The sequence below is a fragment of the Streptomyces sp. NPDC054813 genome, from assembly GCF_053611365.1.
The window spans coordinates 283,340-299,248 of the sequence record NZ_JBSHAF010000011.1; the positions used below are offsets into that span (position 1 = coordinate 283,340).

The following is a 15,909-nucleotide window of genomic DNA, read 5'->3' on the forward strand; positions in this document are numbered from 1 at the left end:
GTCACACACCGTGCGGGCGGTAGGAGACGGTACGGTGCGTGCCGTCCACGGCTCACGACCGGATGGACGACGTCATGTGGCACCGTGCCCGGCCCAGGGGTGACCTGCCGGTCGACGATGCCCTGGGCGGGGCGCTGGCCGACATGGTGCGCCGGACGGGCGCGGCGATCGGCGGGGTGTACCTGATCGAGGAGCCGACCGCGCTGCTGCGCCTGGTGGCGCTGTGCGGACTGCCCGTCGACTTCACCGCGCCCTGGCAGCGGCTGGCGCTGACCGCCCCCGTCCCGGTGGCCGACGCGATCCGCGAGCACCGCCTGGTCTGGGTCGGCGGCCAGGACGAGATGGCGCGCCGCTATCCGCGTACCGCGGCCGTCCTGCCGTACCCCTTCGCGCTCGCCGCGGTGCCGTTGCGCGGGGTGCGCCGCTGCTGGGGCGGGGTCGTGCTGATGTGGCCCGCCGACCACCCGGCCCGGGCAACCGCCCGCGAACGGCGCCACATCACCGCGAGCGCCCGCCGGCTGGCCCGGCTCCTGGACGACTCGCCGGTGCCCCCGCTCCTCCCCGACCAGCCGCACGTCGTACCCGTGGGCTCCGTGCGCCACCCCGCCCAGACCGGGCTGGCCGCCGCCGACTACCTGGACCGCCTCCCGGAAGGCGCCCTCGCCCTCGACCTGGAGGGCCGGGTCACCTTCGTGTCCGCCGCGGCCGCCCGGATGCTCGGCCGGGAGCCGGACCTGCTGCTGGGCACCCAGCCCTGGCAGTCCCTGCCGTGGCTGGACGACCTGCGGTACGAGGAGCGGTACCGCATGGCGGTCGTCAGCCGCACGCCCGTGTCCTTCAGCGCGTGCTGCCCGCCGGACCGGTGGCTGACCTTCCACCTGCACCCGGACCACTGCGGTATCAGCGTGCGCATCGTCCCCGGCACGGAGACGCCGGCCGCGCCGCCCGTCGGCACGGCACCGGCAGCCGCTCCACCCCTCGGCACGGCACCGGCAGCCGCTCCGCCCCTCGGCACGGAGACGCCGGCCGCGCCGCCCCTCGGCACGGAACCCGCGGCCGCTCCGCCCCTCGGCACGGAGACGCCGGCCGCGCCGCCCGTCCGCACGGAACCGGCCCCGACCACGCCCGGCCGCCTCTACCAGCTGATCCACCAGGCGGTCGCGCTCACCGAGACGGTGACCACCCAGGACCTCGTCGAGCTGATCGCGGACCAGATCCTGCCGGCGTTCGGTGCCCAGGGGCTGCTGCTCAGCATCGCCGAGGCGGGCCGCCTGCGGATCGCCGGGCAGCACGGCTACCCCGCCGACATCGCCGAACGCCTCGACGCCCTCCCCCTCGACACCGACCTCGCCCCCACCGGCCGGGCCCTGGCCAGCGGCGTCCCGGCCTACTTCGGCAGTCCCGCCGAACTGGCCCTCAGCTACCCCCGCGCCCCGCTGGTCAGCGGAAAGCAGGCGTGGGCCGTCCTGCCCCTGGTCATCTCGGGCCGTCCGGTGGGCTGCTGCATCCTCTCCTACGACCGCCCGCACACCTTCACCGCCGACGAACGCGCCGTCCTCAACCCGCTGGCCGGCCTGCTGGCCCAGGCCCTGGACCGGGCCCGCGTGTACGACACCCAGCACCACCTCGTCCACCAGCTCCAGCAGGCGCTGCTGCCCCGCGGCCTGCCCACCCTGCCCGGTCTCGACGTCGCCGCCCGCTATCTGCCGGCCGGGCACGGCATCGACGTCGGCGGCGACTTCTACGACCTGCTGCGGCTCGACGCCACCCACGCGGCGGCCGTCATCGGTGACGTGGAGGGCCACAGCATGGCCGCGGCCGCCCTGATGGGGCAGGTCCGCACCGCCATCCACGCCCACGCCACCACCGGGGCCGCCCCGGACCAGGTCATCGCCCGCACCAACCGGCTGCTCGCCGATCTCTCCTCCGACCTCCTGGTGACCTGCCTCTACGTCCACCTGGACCTCGTCGGCCAGGAACTGACCATGGCCAGTGCCGGGCACGCACCTCCCCTGCTGCGCCCCGCGCCCGGCCGGGCCCACTCCCTCCACGTCGACCCCGGGCCGCCCCTGGGCGTCGACACGGGCGCCCGTTACCCCGTCACCCGCGCCGCGCTCCCGGCCGGCTCCGTCCTCGCCCTCTACACCGACGGCCTGATCGAACGCCCCGGCACCGACGTCCTGCACGCCACCGCCGACCTCGCCGCCCACCTCGCCCGCGCCGGCGTCCACGACCTGGAGCACCTCATCGACAGCCTCGTCCACCACACCTGGCCGGCCGGCGGCCACACCGACGACGTGGCGGTGCTCCTGCTGCGGACCGCCGCGGCGGGGCCGGACCGGAGTGCGGGGCTCAGTTGTGGTGGCCGTGGGCGGTAGTGATGGTCCCGGCGCGGGTGGCCGCTTCCGCGGCACGGTTCCCGGCGTGGGCGGCCTCCTCGGCACGGCCGGTGCCGTCCAGCACCCGGGCCAGGTTGTTCCAGGTCAGGCTCATGGCGTACCAGTTGTCGGAGTCCTGGCGGATCCGGATGGACTCCCGCGGGACGGCGACGGCCGGCTCGGGTCCGGCCCGCCGCGTGCAGGACGCAGCCGAGGCTGTTCGGGCAGTCGCCGTGCAGGAAGCGGTTGTCGGTCCGGTGGTGCAGGGCGAGGCCCGCCCGGAACACGCGGCCGCCGCCTCCTCGTACCGGCCATACCGGCCCACACCGTCCAGCGCCAGACCGAGGTTGTGCCGGCCCGGCCCTCGTGGGAGAGGTCACCGGTGTCACGGAAGCGCTGGCAGGCCCGCCGGTGGGTGACGAGGGACCCGTCGAGGCGGCCGGACCTGCGCTGCGCGAGGGGGCCTGCCGCCCGGGCGTGCCCGCCGTCGGTTGAAGGGCGCACCCTGCGGCGGGATGCTGGGAGCGGGTGCGGGCGACCCGGACACCCGGGCCGCCGGGCACCCGGAGGCACCATGGAGGGACGCGTACCGCAGGACCCGACGGTCGTACCGGACGACCTCGCGGTCGTCGTCGACGCCGACGGGTCGGTCCTGGTGTGGAGTGCCGGTGCCCGGCGGCTGCTCGGATACGAGCCCGCCGAGGTCGTCGGCCGCCCCGTCCGGAACCTGCTCGCCACCGACCTCCCCACGTCCGCGCGCCGCCACATCGCCGTCGCGCACCGCTGGTCCACCGAGGTGGCCCTGCGGCACCGCAGCGGCGACCGGATCGTCGTACGCCTGCAGGGCACCCCCCTCGCGGACGCGGGCGCCCGGCCGCTCTGGCTGGTGACCGGTGCCGCGCGGGCGGCCGTGTCCGGGAACGACCAGCCCGGGGCGGCGGCCCTGTGGGACCTCACGCTCGCCCAGCTGCCCATGCCGGTGGCGATCTACGACCGCGAGGCCCGGCTGGTCGCCGCCAACGAGGTCATGACCCGGATCATGGGCCTGCCCGTGGCGGAGATGCGCGGCCTGACCCTGCGGGAGATCGAGTCCGGCCCGCCCTTCGACGAGTACGACCGCCTCCAGCGGCAGGTGCTGCGCACCGGGCGGACCATCTTCCACGAGCAGCACGGCCAGGCGCCCGGGGAGACCCGGGAGCACGCCTGGTCGATGTACTTCTCCCCGCTGAAGGACGAGTCCGACACGGTGCAGGGCCTGTCCGCGGTCGTCTTCGACACCACCGAGCAGTACTGGGCCCGCCGCCACCTGGCCGTCCTCAACGACGCCAGCCTGCGCATCGGCAGCACCCTGGACGTGACCCGGACCGCCGAGGAGCTGGCCGAGGTGGCCGTGGGCGGGTTCGCGGACTACGTCACCGTCGACCTGCTGGAGTCCGTCGTCCTGGGCGACGAGCCGGCCCCGCTGCCGCCGGGCGAGGCGATCACCGTACGCCGTGCCGCGCAGCGCTCGGTCCTGGCCGGCTGCCCGGAGCGGGTGGCCGAACCGGGCGACCCGGTCCACTACCCGGTGGACACGCCCCCGATGTGGACCCTGCTCGCCGGTCACGGCACCCGCCACCGGCCGGGCGACCCCGGCATGCCGGAGTGGATCGGCGCCTCCCAGGCCCGCGCCGACGCCGTCGCCCGGCACATGATCCACTCGGTGCTGATGGTCCCGCTGCGCGCCCGAGGTGTCACCCTCGGCCTGGTGCACTTCCTCCGGCACCGCACACCCGAGTCGTTCACCGAGGACGACCAGCGACTGGCGGAGGAGATCGTCGCCCGGGCCGCGGTGTGCGTGGACAACGCCCGCCGCTACACCCGGGAGCGCCGCACCGCCCTCGCCCTTCAGCGCAGCCTGCTGCCCGGCCGGCCGCCGCCCGGCCTGGAGGCGACCGAGGTGGCCTACCGCTACCTCCCCACGGGGTCCGGCGCGGACGTCGGCGGCGACTGGTTCGACGTGATCCCGCTGTCCGGCGCCCGGGTCGCCCTGGTCGTCGGGGACGTCGTCGGCCACGGCATCCGCGCCTCGGCGACGATGGGCCGCCTGCGGACGGCGGTACGGACGCTGGCGGACGTCGACCTCGCCCCCGACGAACTCCTCACCCAGCTGGACGACCTCGTCATCAGGCTCGCCCGGGAGGAGGACCCGCGGACCATGTCGGGGGAGGTCGGCACCACCTGCCTGTACGCCGTGTACGACCCGGTGTCGCGCCGCTGCACCATGGCCCGGGCCGGCCATCCGCCGCCCGCCCTGGTCACCCCCGGCGGCGCGGTCCGCCTCCTGGACCTCCCGGCCGGCCCGCCGCTCGGCCTCGGCGGCCTCCCCTTCGAGTCCACCGAGGTGGAACTGGCGGAGGGCAGCCTGCTCGCCCTCTACACCGACGGCCTGGTGCAGACGACCGACCGCGACATCGAGGTGGGCCTGGGCCTCCTCCGCCGCGCCCTCGCCGCCCCGGCCGCGCCCCTGGAGGAGACCTGCGACCGCGTCCTGCACACGGTGCTGACGGACCGCCCGGCCGACGACATCGTGCTCCTGCTGGCCCGCACCCGCGCCCTGGGCGCCGGGAAGGTCCGCACCTGGCAGCTCCCCCAGCACCCGGCGGCGGTCGCCGGGGCCCGCAAGATGGCCGGCCAGCAGCTGGAGGCCTGGGGTCTGACGGACGCGGCCTTCGCCACCGAGCTGATCGTCAGCGAGCTGGTCACCAACGCGGTCCGCTACGGCGACGGCCCGATCGCCCTCCGCCTGATCCGCGACGCGTCCCTGATCTGCGAGGTCTCCGACGGCAGCAGCACGGCCCCGCATCTGCGCCGGGCACGGGTCTACGACGAGGGCGGCCGGGGTCTGCTCCTGGTCGCCCAGCTCTCGGAACGCTGGGGCAGCCGCCAGACGCCGACCGGCAAGACGATCTGGGCGGAACAGCCACTGCCCGCCCCGGCGCTCGTCTAGTGGGTGACCGGAACGTCCCGGCGCAGGAGGTCGATCACGGCGGAGAGGACCGCGGAGGCGACGAAGGTCCCGACCATGACCAGCCCCACCCCCACCATGAACAGTCCGCTGGCGTCGCCCGACCAGTCGACGTAGGCGGCGAGCGTCAGCCCCGCGGTCGTACCGCCCACTGCGGCGGCGCTGTGCCCCCGGGCGGCCGCCCAACCGACGGCCACGAGCAGGGTGAGCACGAGCCCGCCGACCTGCCAGACCTCGTACGGCCCGCTCGTCGTCCCGTCGGCCCGCACGTCGTACTGCTGGTCCCAGCCCAGCCAGGCGGCCCAGGCCGCCGCCGACACCCCGGCCAGCGTGAGCGCCGGCAGCACCACCCGAAGAACTGGCTTGTGAAGTCCCATGCCCTCAGCTTCGTGGCCGGGTCGGTCACCGGACAGAGTGCGGATACTCAGACCGAACCGAGTACGTGCCCGTACCGGCCGGGGCGCGGCCTGCCGAGCTGTTCGCGTGGGTGCGGGGTGCCGCCGGGGTCACGGCCGTTCGGCGGCCGGGGGATGCGCACGGGGCGGTGTTCGCGCCACGCGGGCGGCCAGTTCCAGGAGTTCGTCGACCGACCACTGGTCGTAGGCGTGCTCGCCGTGCTTGGCGGCGAGGATCTGGCCGCCGGGGGCGACGAGGAAGTCGGCGGGAAGGCCGAGCCGGCCGCCGTGCGGGCTGTTGGAGGGCAGGTGTTCGCGTCCGCGGACGACGTACCACGCGCCGCTCACCACCGCTCGGACGATCGGTCCCCAGGCGCGCGGGTGGAGCAGGGCGCGGGGCGACTGTTCCACGCCGAACTCCCGGTACAGGCGCTTGTCCGGGTCGGCGACGACGGCGAACGGGAGGTCGGCGGTGTGGGGGCGCAGTTCCTCGGCGGGCGAGTGGAAGACCACGACCTCGCGTACGCCGGCCGCCGCAATCTCGTGGTGCCGTCGTACCACCGAGCGCAGATGCAGATTGCAGACCGGGCATCCGGCGAAGCGCCGGAACTGGAGGTGGATCAGGCGGTCGGGGTCGGGGACGGTGACGGGGTCGCCGGAGACCGTGGTGAGACCGCGCTCAGGCACGGTGGAACCGGGGGCCATCGGACTACGGGGTGTACGCATGACTGTTCCCCTCCGTAAGCGTACGGCATACGCCTACCAGCGTAAGCGTATGCCGTACGCTGTCAACCGTCATGCCACGACCGCGTTCTCTCACCCCCGACCAGCTCGCCTCGGCCGCTCTCGACGTCATCGACCGCGAGGGGCTCGCCGGGCTGTCGATGCGTGCCGTCGCCAAGGAACTCGGCACGAGCACCATGGGGCTTTACCGGTATGTGCGTGACCGCGAGGAACTGGAGAGGCTCGTCGTGGAGCTCGTCCTGGGCGCCGTGGACACGGAGCCGCCGGATCCCACCGCCGCATGGCGCGAACGGATCACGGTCCTGGTGGGACGCATGCGCGACACCGTGGGCGCCCATCCCGCCCTCGTCCCGCTGATCATCGCCCACCGGCACCACTCCCTCGGGGTGCTGCGCTGGTCGGAGACCGTGCTCGTCGTCCTCGGCGAGGCGGGAGTGGCGGGCGAGCGGCAGGTCGTCGCCCTGCGCGCCCTGCTCAGCTACCTCAACGGAGCGATCCAGCTGGAACACCTCGGCCCCCTGGCCGGCCCGGGGACGGTGGCCATCTCCGAGTTGTCGCCCGACGACTTCCCGCACATGGCCGAGACCGCCCGGACCGCCCGGAACGTCGATGCCGACCGGGAGTTCCTGGGAGGGCTCGGCATGCTGCTCGACGGTCTCGAAGGACCCGGCGGTCCCGACGGTGTGAGCCGTTGATCACGCGGCCCACGACGAGGTCGCTGAGGTGGAAGGCGTCGAAGTTCCCCATGGGCGGGCCGAAGAATCCCGGCCCACGCCCTGCGGGCCGTGGTGGACCCGGCCGCCGGCGGCCGTGAGGAGAAACGCCGGGCGACGGGTGCGTGTGACGCCGTCGCCAAGGGGGAGCGAACGTGAGTACGGTTGATCACGAGCCTTCCGCAGGAGCCCCCATGCCACCCGAGCCACCCGTAGCCCCCGTAGCCCCCGTGACCAAGCCCCGCTTCGCCGTTCTCGGTGCCGGCACCATCGGGTGTCATCTCGGCGGCCATCTGCGCGCCGCCGGGTACGACGTGACGCTCATCGGCCGGCCCGCGGCCATGGACGTGCTGCGCGAGCGGGGGCTCACCCTCAGTACCTCCGTCCGGCCGCCCGTCCGTCTCGCGCCGGAGCGGCTGACGTTGGCCACCGGCCCACAGGCCGCGGCCGGCGCCGACTATGTGCTGGTCACCGTGAAGAGCGCCGGTACCGCGGCCGCCGCCGAGGACCTCGCCGCGCATCTCGCCCCCGGCGCGGTCGTGGTGAGCTTCCAGAACGGGCTGCACAACCCCGCCACCCTGCGCGCCGCGCTCCCCGGTCACACCGTGCTGGCCGGGATGGTGCCGTACAACGTGGTGCAGTCCGAGCCGGGCACCGTGCACCAGGGCATGCCGGGCAGGCTCATGACCGAGCCGGATGACACGCTCGTCGCCGCCTTCCGCGAGGCGCACCTGGCCGTCGAGGCCCGTACCGACATGTCAGAGGTGCAGCACGCCAAGCTGCTGCTGAACCTCAACAACGCCATCAACGCCCTGTCCGGGCTGCCGCTCCGTGACCAGCTCGGCGGGCGGGCCTACCGCCGCTGCCTCGCCCTGTGCCAGCGGGAGGCCCTCGCCGTCTACCGCGCCGCCGGGGTCGCCCCGGCCCGCCTCGGCCCCACCGCGCCCGCCGTCACCCCGTACGTCCTGGGACTGCCCGACGGCCTCTTCCGCCGGCTGGCGGGGGCGACCCTGCGGATCGACGCCCACGCCCGTTCCTCGATGTGGGAGGACCTGCAACGCGGCCGGGCCACGGAGATCGACTCCCTCCAGGGCGAGATCGTCGCCCTCGCCACCGCCCACGGGCTGAGCGCGCCCGCGAACGCCCGTCTGGTCACCCTGGTGCGCGCGGCGGAGGCCGCGCCGCGTACCTGGCAGGGCCAGGAGCTCTACGCCGAACTGCGCGCCGCACACTGAACGGGCGCGGACTGCAGCGGACTGCAAGGGCCGTGGCCGGGCTCCTCGGGGAGCGACCCGGCCACGGCCCGTCTGCCCACGGCGGTGTCAGACCTCCGTCGACTCGGGTGATGCCCAGCAGCGGGCTTGCCGCGACCAGCAGCACCGCGAGGACCGGCAGTGCGGTGAGCGCGGGCCGCCGCATGACGGTGCCGGCCAGGCGCCCCCACATCGACGCCCGGTTCGGGCGGGTCTTCTTCGTCCACGGCAGCCGCCCGCTGTTGACCCGGTGCCCCAGCACCACGAACAGCGCGGGCATCACGAACAGGGTGCTGACGGCCGCAATGGCGACAACCCCGACACCGGCGTAGCCGAAGGAGCGCAGGAAGTACTGCGGGAACACCAGCAGGGCGGCCAGTGCGACGGCCACGGTGGCGGCGGAGAAGGCGACGGTACGGCCGGCGGTGCGCACTGTGTGCCGTACGGCGTCCGCCACGCTCGCCCCCGTCCCGAGCTGCTCCCGGAACCGGCTGATCATCAGCAGGGCGTAGTCGATGCCCAGGCCGAGCCCGAGGGCGGTGGTCAGGTCGGTGGCGTTGACCGAGACGTCGGTGGCGCTGCCGAGCAGGGCGAGTTCGGCGAACGTACCCGCGATGGCGACGGTCGCGACGGCCAGCGGCAGCAGGGCCGCGACCACGCTGCCGAACACGAACAGCACCTCGGGGCCCACCAGGCCGAGATCTTCCGTACGGCGATGCGGAACATGCTGGACGACATCCGCGACCGGATCCCCACCGGCTGAGTCCGACCGGGCCGGTCACTGGTGTTGTCGCCGCTACCCGCCGGCCTGTGGCGTGCCCTGCCGGTCGATGAGGGCGCGGAGTTGGTGACGGCCCGCGATGCCCAGCTTGGGGTAGGAGCGGTACAGGTGTGAGGCGACCGTGCGCGGGGACAGGAAGAGCCGGTCGGCGATCTCGCCGTTGGTCAGGCCGTGTCCGGCGAGGACGACGATCTCGCGCTGCTGGGCGGTGAGTCCGTCCAGCGCGCCCGGGGCGGCCGGCGGGGCCTGGACGGGGACACCGCAGGCCCGCAGTTCGGACTCCGCGCGCCGGGTCCAGGGCGCGGCGCCCAGGCGGCGGAACGTCTCCAGGGCGGTGGCCAGGACGGGCTTGGCGTCGTTGATGCGGCGACGCCGGCGCAGCCACTCCCCGTGGTCCAGCTGGAGCTGGGCCCGTTCGAACGGCCAGGCGTCTCCGGCGGGATCGGCCAGCGGCGCGGCGAAGTGGGCCTCGGCCTCGTCGGGCTCGGCGAGCAACCCCCGGGCCCGGGCGGTGAGTTGTTCCAGGCGCGGTCCGGGTGCGGGCTTCAGCAGGGCCAGCGCGCGCTCCAGCACCGTCCGTGCTTCGAGGTGCCGTTCGCAGCGCGCCGCGGCGGCGGCGAGATCGGCAACGGCGAGATACGAGAAGTGGTGGTGCAGGGGTGTGCCGTCGGCCGCGAAGAGCCGGCTGAGCTGGGCGTAGGCGGTGACATGGTCGCCCTGGGCCAGTGCGGAGAGCCCGGCCGCCTGCCGGATCCGGGCGGCGAACCCGCGGTACTCGGAGGTGTCCACGGCGGCGCGCACCCGGGCCAGCAGCGGTGCCACCTGCTCGTGTTCACCGCGCAGGGCCGCCACGACGGCCGTGGTGAGGTCGGCCGAGCCCGCGACGGTCTCCATCTTGTAGGCCGCGGCGATGTCCCTCGCCTCACGGGCGGCGGCGAGCGCGTCGTCCCAGCGCCCGCTGTCGACACACGCCCACTCCAGGGCCGACAGGACCCCGCCGCTCGCACCGCGCACACCGGGGGCGCGCAGTCGGCTCAGCGCCTCGCGCAGCACCCTGACCGCGAGTTCGGTCTCGTCCAGGACCCAGGCCGCGGCGCCGACCGTGCCCGGGTCGAAGAGGGGGCCCCGGGATCCCTCGGACCCCCGGGATCCGTCCGTCAGCCGCCGCAGCCGGGGCACGATGTCGGCTCTTTCGCCGAACGGGTCCGTGCAGGCCCGGATCCAGAGGCGGTACTCGTCGGCACGGGCGGCGGGCCAGTCCTCCGACCCGTCCCCGAAGTCGAGGACGTCAAGAGCGTCAAGGGCCGCGCGTGCCTTGGCACGGACCTCCGGGAGTCCGGTCTGGTGGACGACCGTGGCCGCCATCCAGGCGGCCTGCCAGGCGATGGCCGGCAGCTTCGGGGCGGCCTCGGCGGCGACGGACAGGAGCGTGTCGATCGCGTCGGCGTTGCGGTTGGACCACAGCAGCGACCAGCCGATGTCCAGCCGGGCGGCGATCCGCAGGTCCGGATCGGAGGTCACGGTGAGTACCCGGCCCGCCAGCTCCCTCACCCAGTCGGCCTGTCCGGCAGGCAGCGCGAGGTCGGCGGCGGCCAGCAGCCGGCGGGCCCTGTCGGGGTCGCCGGGGCTCAGCTCGGCGGCGCGTTCCAGGGCGCGGGCGGCAGCGGCGGCACCGCCACGGCGTTGCGCCTGGGCCGCGCTGTCCTCGAGGAGTGCGGCCAGCTTCTCGTCGGGTTCCAGGGCCGCGGCCGCCAGATGCCAGGCGTGCCGGTCGGGCTGGTCGCGGAGCGCGTCGGCGACCTGCCGGTGCGCGTCGGCCCGCTCGGCGAAGGTCGCGGCGTGGTAGACGGCCGACCGGGTCAGCGGATGGGCGAACTGCGGGCCCGGGCTGTCCAGACGGATCAGCCCCGCCGCCTCCGCCGGGGCGAGCGCGTCGGCGGACAGCCCCGGTATCGCCGTGGTGAGGTCCGGGCTGTCGGCGGCGGCCGCGAGCAGCAACGCGGCCCGGGCGGCCGCGGGCAGGGTGACGTACTGGGCGGCCATGATCGCGGTCAGCTGCCCGGTCAGCGGCAGCGGCTCGGCGGTCCAGCGGCGCCCCGCGTCGGGATCCGCGGCGATCATCCTGGCCAGCTCGATCAGCGCCAGCGGGTTGCCGGCCGCCTGCGCGAGGACCTGTTCACGCAGCCGGCCGTGCGGCGGGTGCGGCTGGGCGTCCAGGAGCAGGCCCGCGTCCGCCCGGGTCAGCGGCCGTAGCAGCAGCTGGGGCAGGTCCCGTTCGAAACCGGCGGGGGGTACGGGCCCGCGCGCACCGGCGAGCAGCACGAGCCGCTCCGACTCCAGCCGCCGGGCGGTGAAGGCGAGCGCGTCGAGCGAGGCACGGTCCAGCCACTGCGTGTCGTCGACGGCGACCAGCAGCGGCCGCTCGTCGGACAGCTCGGACAGCAGGGTGAGTACGGCGATCCCGGTGAGCAGCGGGTCCGGCGGCACGGGCTCCGCGGAGAGCCCGAACGCACCGCGCAGCGCCTCCGCCTGCCGGGGCGGCAGACCGGCCACCCGGTCCAGCAGCGGGCGCAGCAACTGGTGCAGCCCGGCGAACGCCAGGTCCCGCTCCGACTCCCGGCCGGTGGTCGCCAGCACCCTCATCCCGGCCGCCCCGGCAGCCCGCGCGGCCTCGGCCAGCAGGGCGGTCTTGCCCAGGCCCGGATCGCCCAGGAGCAGCAGAACCCGGCTCTCCTGGTGGGGCGGGGCGACCAGCTCCCGCAGCCGGGACAACTCCGCACGCCGCCCGACCACGGTCGGGTCCTTGCCGGTCATCGCGGAAACGCCACCCTCACCCGGCCCAATACAGGCCGCACACAACCGAGGTGATCCGGTGCACGGAAAGCCGGATGCGGGCCGTGGGCGAGGCCGTGAGCAGTCAGGGTGCGGTTACCGGACGGCCGCTGCGCGGCACAAGGGGGAGTGTATGGACGATCTCCGGCGCGTGCGGGGGAACTCGGACGCGTGAACGGTGCGCGAGCCCGCGGGAACCGCGGTACCGGCAGGCCGACCGCACCTTCCGGCGGGTCGGGCCCGGTGCAGTCAACATGCGGATTCCGCCGCTTCGCGACGGCTGATTCGCTCGGGTCATGACGCTCAGCTCGTACTCGGCCCTGCCGAACCGTCGGATCAAGGCCGCGAACGGCATCGACCACGCCTACCGCGACACCGGCCCCGCGGACGGCGCCGACGGCGCTGTGCCGCTGGTCCTGCTCCAGCACTTCCGCGGCAACCTCGACAACTGGGACCCCGCGCTGATCGACGCACTGGCCTCGGCCCGGCGTGTCATCGCCTTCGACAACACCGGAGTCGGCGGATCCTCGGGTATGACGCCGAACACCGTGGAGCAGATGGCCCACGACGCCATCGCCTTCGTCGAGGCCCTGGACCTCGGCGGCCAGGTCGACATCCTGGGCTTCTCCATCGGCAGCTTCGTCGCCCAGCAGATCGCCCTGGCCAGGCCGGCGCTCGTCAGAAGGCTGGTCCTCGCCTCGTCGGCACCGCAGGGCGCCGCCGGCATGCACGGCTGGGCGCCCGAGGTCATCGGCGCCATCGGCGAACCCGAGACCAGCCCGGAGGAATACCTGAGTGTCTTCTTCACCGGGTCCCCGGCCGGTCTGCAGGCCGGCCGGCAGGCCGCGCAGCGGATCTACGGCTCCCGCAGCGCCGACCGGGACCCGGCGACCAGCTGGGCGACCCGCCAGGCGCAGTACGACGCGGTGTGCACCTGGGGCGTCCCCGACCACGCGAAGCTCCAGCGGCTCGGCTGTCTGGCCATGCCCGTGTTCGTGGCGAACGGCGACAGCGATCCGATGATCCTGCCGCACTACTCCCACCTGCTCGCCGGTCTGATCCCGCAGGCCCGCGTGAAGATCTACCCCGACGCTGCGCACGGCTTCCTGTTCCAGCACCACGCCGAGTTCGCCGCGGACGTCGACGCCTTCCTCGGCGGCCCCCGATGACCCGCACGCACATGATCGTCCTGCCCGGCGGCGGATACGCCGGGCACGCCGCCCACGAGGCCGAGCCGGTCGTCGCATGGCTCGGCGGGATCGGCGTACGGGCGAGCGTGTTCCGCTATCCGCTGCACGCCCGCCATCCGCAGCCGCTGAACGCGCTGCGCGCCGAGATCCGCCGGGTCCGGGCCGACCTCGGCGCACAGCGCGTCGGGCTCATCGGGTTCTCCGCGGGCGGCCATCTGGGCGGGCTGGCCGCCCTCGCGCCGGGCGCCGCACCCGAGGAGACGGTGGACTTCGCGGTGCTCGGGTACGCCATCACCTCGATGGAGACGGAGACCTACCGTCCCGCCCGGCTGATCCTCCTCGGCGAGGACGCGAGCCCCGGACTGCGCCGGTCGACCTCGCTGGACGCGCTGGTCACGCCCGATGCGCCGCCGTTCTTCGTCTGGCACACCGCCGAGGACCCCTATGTCCCGGCCGACCACACCTACCGCCTCGGCACGGCGCTCGCGGCCGGCCGAGTCCCGCACACCGTCCATGTCTTCGCCCACGGCCCGCACAGCCTCGGCCTCGCCCGGGACGCCGGGGAGGCCGCGATCTGGACCACGCTGGCCGAGGCCTGGATCCACGAACAGGCGTGAGCGCCGGGTACTACCCCGTCACTGGTCGCCGGCCGCCGCCTGCAGCTCCGCGATCTGCTTGCGGGCCGCGGCGACGAGTTCGTCGTTGGTGTGGGCGTGTCCGGCCAGCCCCCAGCCGCCGGGCACGGCCTCGGTCAGCAGCACCCAGGTGCGGTCCGCGAGGGCCGGGTCGGCGGCGGCCTCCGCGACCATGCCGGTGAACCGGCGCACCACCGCGAGCTGCTTGTCACGGTCGAGAGCGCCCGCGTTGGTCAGCACCTGCACGCGGACGTGGTTCGAGGCGCCGTCGACGTTCGAGAGGTCACCGGCCGGCAGCTCGTGGACGAAGGCGGCGGTGTTCTGGCGGAACATCGGGATGTCCGGGACCTCCTCGATGGCCATCAGGGCCGCGGCGAGGTCCCGGGCGAGCTGGTGCTTGTCCGGGAACGTGCCCGTCGTGGCATACACGTCGATCATCGGCATGGCGTACTCCTTCTGCTCCTTCGTATGACGGGCCGCCCGACCGGGCCGGCGGCCGGCGCTGCCACCACGTGGATCCCGTGCGCGGTCGGTGCCGCCGGTCCGGTGGAGCGCGTCGAGTTCGGCCATGTCCTGGTCGGAGAGGGCGAAGTCGAAGATCCGTGTGTTCTCGTGGATCCGCTCGCGGTGCGTCGACTCGCGACGACGACGCCCAGCCAGAGGACCCGGACCACCAGCATCCGACCGCGCCCCGCCGGGTGGTATCAGCAACATGACTGCACCGGGGCCTGGCCGACGGATCATGCCGCAGACGCGGGGCGGTTCGCCGACCAGGCCCCGGCCGGCGGGCGACGCGCCGGACGCGGCAGGTGAGCACATCGGGGTCGGAGCCGGGCCGCCCCCGGTCGGAGCGGGCGCCGGCGGGTGGTGCAGTCATCATGCGGATACGCCCCGGCCGCTCCAGGCGCGATCATGTGGCGATGAGCCTTGACTTCGACGTGTTCGTGGTGGGTCCCAAGCCGATCCCGAGTGCGGTGCCGGGATTCGAGGAGGCGGTGGGGCCGGCGACCTGGCCGCCGAGCACCTCGACCCTGATCAGCGACGACGAGGGCGCCCTGCTGGTCGACTGCCTGATCACCGTGCGGGAGGGGCGGGAGCTGGCCGAGTGGGTGAGGTCCCACGACCGCGAGCCCGACCACGTCTACATCACCCATCCGCACGCCGACCACTTCCTCGGGCTGTCGGAGATCCTCACGGCGTTCCCGCGGGCCAGGCCGGTGGCCCTGGCGGACTCCGTCCCCGCGATGCGGGAGCAGATCTCGCCGGGCTATCTGAAGGTCTGGGGCGGCTTCTTCCCCGGTGGGCTGACCGGCGAGCCCGTCGCGCCCGGACCGCTGGCGGGCACCACCATCCCGATCGGAGCCGCGACGGCCACGGTGATCCCGGTCGGGACCACCGACACCGGGCACTCCAGCGTCGTCCACGTCCCCGAGCTGAGCCTGGTCGTCTCCGGTGACGTCGTCTACAACCGGACCCACATGTGGCTGGCGGGCTCCACCCCCGACTCCCGGGCCGACTGGGCGCGGGCCCTGGACACCGTGGCGGCGCTGGCGGCCGACACCCTGATCGCCGGCCACCGCGACCCGTCGGCCCCCGACGACGACGCCCGCCGCCAGATCGACGAGAGCCGCCGCTACCTGGCCGACTTCGAGACGGCCCTGGCCCGCAGCTCCGCACCGGCCGAGCTGATCGACCGGCTGACGGCCGCCTACCCCGACCTCGCCAACCCCTACACCCTGTGGGTCGCCGCCCACGACCTGCTGGGCGCCGGAGCCTGACACCACCGGCCGGGACGGACCGCCCCGCCGTGCCCGATGAGACCGGTGCAGCGGCCGGCCCGGACCCGGCCGCGCGTGAACCCACCGCTGCACGGGACCACCCGCCGAGGCCTGGGCGGTGCGCCGAACCGCTGCGGGGGACCCGCCGTCGCGGCCTGGGCGGTACACCGAACGGACTGATCACGCGCCGGACGCGGGCCGAC

At 74.6% G+C, this 15,909-nt stretch carries 12 protein-coding genes and 1 pseudogene; 7 read left to right on the forward strand and 6 right to left on the reverse strand.

Features of this window, described 5'->3' with window-relative positions; translation table 11 throughout:
- Positions 1-74: 74 nt before the first annotated feature.
- Positions 75-2,378 (forward strand): SpoIIE family protein phosphatase, encoded by a 2,304-nt coding sequence (locus tag ACWGJB_RS24045; RefSeq protein WP_453382241.1) that lies wholly within the window; start codon positions 75-77, stop codon positions 2,376-2,378.
- On the opposite strand, the gene ACWGJB_RS24050 is transcribed toward ACWGJB_RS24045, so the two are convergent.
- Entirely contained in the window at positions 2,353-2,703 is a 351-nt protein-coding gene (locus tag ACWGJB_RS24050; RefSeq protein WP_453382173.1) for a hypothetical protein, read from the reverse strand. The two genes, ACWGJB_RS24045 and ACWGJB_RS24050, sit on opposite strands and share 26 nt — an antisense overlap.
- Positions 2,704-2,952: 249 nt before the next feature.
- Here ACWGJB_RS24050 and ACWGJB_RS24055 point away from each other — a divergent pair, with 249 nt between their 5' ends.
- The gene (locus ACWGJB_RS24055) at positions 2,953-5,367 is read left to right on the forward strand and encodes a SpoIIE family protein phosphatase (protein ID WP_453382174.1); all 2,415 of its coding nucleotides are present in this window, start codon (positions 2,953-2,955) and stop codon (positions 5,365-5,367) included.
- Here the strand turns inward: ACWGJB_RS24055 and ACWGJB_RS24060 are convergent.
- Together ACWGJB_RS24060 and ACWGJB_RS24065 are read right to left on the reverse strand one after the other, a co-directional pair.
- Positions 5,364-5,762 (reverse strand): hypothetical protein, encoded by a 399-nt coding sequence (locus tag ACWGJB_RS24060; RefSeq protein WP_453382175.1) that lies wholly within the window; start codon positions 5,760-5,762, stop codon positions 5,364-5,366. The genes ACWGJB_RS24055 and ACWGJB_RS24060 overlap by 4 nt on opposite strands.
- Before the next feature lie 129 nt (positions 5,763-5,891).
- Positions 5,892-6,506 (reverse strand): peroxiredoxin-like family protein, encoded by a 615-nt coding sequence (locus ACWGJB_RS24065; RefSeq protein ID WP_453382176.1) that lies wholly within the window; start codon positions 6,504-6,506, stop codon positions 5,892-5,894.
- 71 nt (positions 6,507-6,577) lie between these two features.
- Between ACWGJB_RS24065 and ACWGJB_RS24070 the strand changes: the two genes are divergently transcribed.
- Together ACWGJB_RS24070 and ACWGJB_RS24075 are read left to right on the forward strand one after the other, a co-directional pair.
- Positions 6,578-7,219, forward strand: a complete 642-nt coding sequence (locus ACWGJB_RS24070; protein WP_453382177.1) for a TetR/AcrR family transcriptional regulator — start codon at positions 6,578-6,580, stop codon at positions 7,217-7,219.
- A gap of 248 nt (positions 7,220-7,467) precedes the next feature.
- Positions 7,468-8,472 carry a 2-dehydropantoate 2-reductase gene (locus tag ACWGJB_RS24075; protein ID WP_453382178.1) on the forward strand — a complete coding sequence of 335 codons (1,005 nt, stop codon included), beginning with the start codon at positions 7,468-7,470 and terminating at the stop codon, positions 8,470-8,472.
- A 106-nt stretch (positions 8,473-8,578) separates the two neighbouring features.
- Here the strand turns inward: ACWGJB_RS24075 and ACWGJB_RS24080 are convergent.
- Positions 8,579-9,169, reverse strand: a pseudogene (locus ACWGJB_RS24080) (MMPL family transporter); the annotation flags it as partial.
- A 117-nt stretch (positions 9,170-9,286) separates the two neighbouring features.
- On the reverse strand, positions 9,287-12,085 hold the full coding sequence (locus ACWGJB_RS24085; RefSeq protein WP_453382179.1) for an AAA family ATPase: 2,799 nt from the start codon (positions 12,083-12,085) through the stop codon (positions 9,287-9,289).
- A gap of 314 nt (positions 12,086-12,399) precedes the next feature.
- Here ACWGJB_RS24085 and ACWGJB_RS24090 point away from each other — a divergent pair, with 314 nt between their 5' ends.
- Together ACWGJB_RS24090 and ACWGJB_RS24095 are read left to right on the forward strand one after the other, a co-directional pair.
- On the forward strand, positions 12,400-13,272 hold the full coding sequence (locus ACWGJB_RS24090) for an alpha/beta fold hydrolase (protein WP_453382180.1): 873 nt from the start codon (positions 12,400-12,402) through the stop codon (positions 13,270-13,272).
- On the forward strand, positions 13,269-13,910 hold the full coding sequence (locus ACWGJB_RS24095; protein ID WP_453382181.1) for an alpha/beta hydrolase: 642 nt from the start codon (positions 13,269-13,271) through the stop codon (positions 13,908-13,910). The genes ACWGJB_RS24090 and ACWGJB_RS24095 overlap by 4 nt, the downstream gene beginning before the upstream one ends.
- A gap of 18 nt (positions 13,911-13,928) precedes the next feature.
- On the opposite strand, the gene ACWGJB_RS24100 is transcribed toward ACWGJB_RS24095, so the two are convergent.
- Positions 13,929-14,642, reverse strand: coding sequence for a hypothetical protein (locus ACWGJB_RS24100; protein WP_453382182.1), 714 nt, complete (start codon positions 14,640-14,642; stop codon positions 13,929-13,931).
- 206 nt (positions 14,643-14,848) lie between these two features.
- On the opposite strand from ACWGJB_RS24100, the gene ACWGJB_RS24105 reads away from it, so the two are divergent.
- Positions 14,849-15,706 (forward strand): MBL fold metallo-hydrolase, encoded by an 858-nt coding sequence (locus ACWGJB_RS24105; RefSeq protein WP_453382183.1) that lies wholly within the window; start codon positions 14,849-14,851, stop codon positions 15,704-15,706.
- Positions 15,707-15,909: the final 203 nt, after the last annotated feature.

Excerpts from the sequence above, each read along its gene's own strand:
- ACWGJB_RS24105 (WP_453382183.1), top strand. The coding sequence starts at position 14,849 with ATGAGCCTTGACTTCGACGTGTTCGTGGTGGGTCCCAAGCCGATCCCG.
- ACWGJB_RS24065 (WP_453382176.1), bottom strand. The coding sequence starts at position 6,506 with ATGCGTACACCCCGTAGTCCGATGGCCCCCGGTTCCACCGTGCCTGAG.
- ACWGJB_RS24070 (WP_453382177.1), top strand. The coding sequence starts at position 6,578 with ATGCCACGACCGCGTTCTCTCACCCCCGACCAGCTCGCCTCGGCCGCT.
- ACWGJB_RS24090 (WP_453382180.1), top strand. The coding sequence starts at position 12,400 with ATGACGCTCAGCTCGTACTCGGCCCTGCCGAACCGTCGGATCAAGGCC.
- ACWGJB_RS24045 (WP_453382241.1), top strand. The coding sequence starts at position 75 with ATGTGGCACCGTGCCCGGCCCAGGGGTGACCTGCCGGTCGACGATGCC.
- ACWGJB_RS24055 (WP_453382174.1), top strand. The coding sequence starts at position 2,953 with ATGGAGGGACGCGTACCGCAGGACCCGACGGTCGTACCGGACGACCTC.
- ACWGJB_RS24100 (WP_453382182.1), bottom strand. The coding sequence starts at position 14,642 with ATGTTGCTGATACCACCCGGCGGGGCGCGGTCGGATGCTGGTGGTCCG.
- ACWGJB_RS24060 (WP_453382175.1), bottom strand. The coding sequence starts at position 5,762 with ATGGGACTTCACAAGCCAGTTCTTCGGGTGGTGCTGCCGGCGCTCACG.
- ACWGJB_RS24085 (WP_453382179.1), bottom strand. The coding sequence starts at position 12,085 with ATGACCGGCAAGGACCCGACCGTGGTCGGGCGGCGTGCGGAGTTGTCC.
- ACWGJB_RS24095 (WP_453382181.1), top strand. The coding sequence starts at position 13,269 with ATGACCCGCACGCACATGATCGTCCTGCCCGGCGGCGGATACGCCGGG.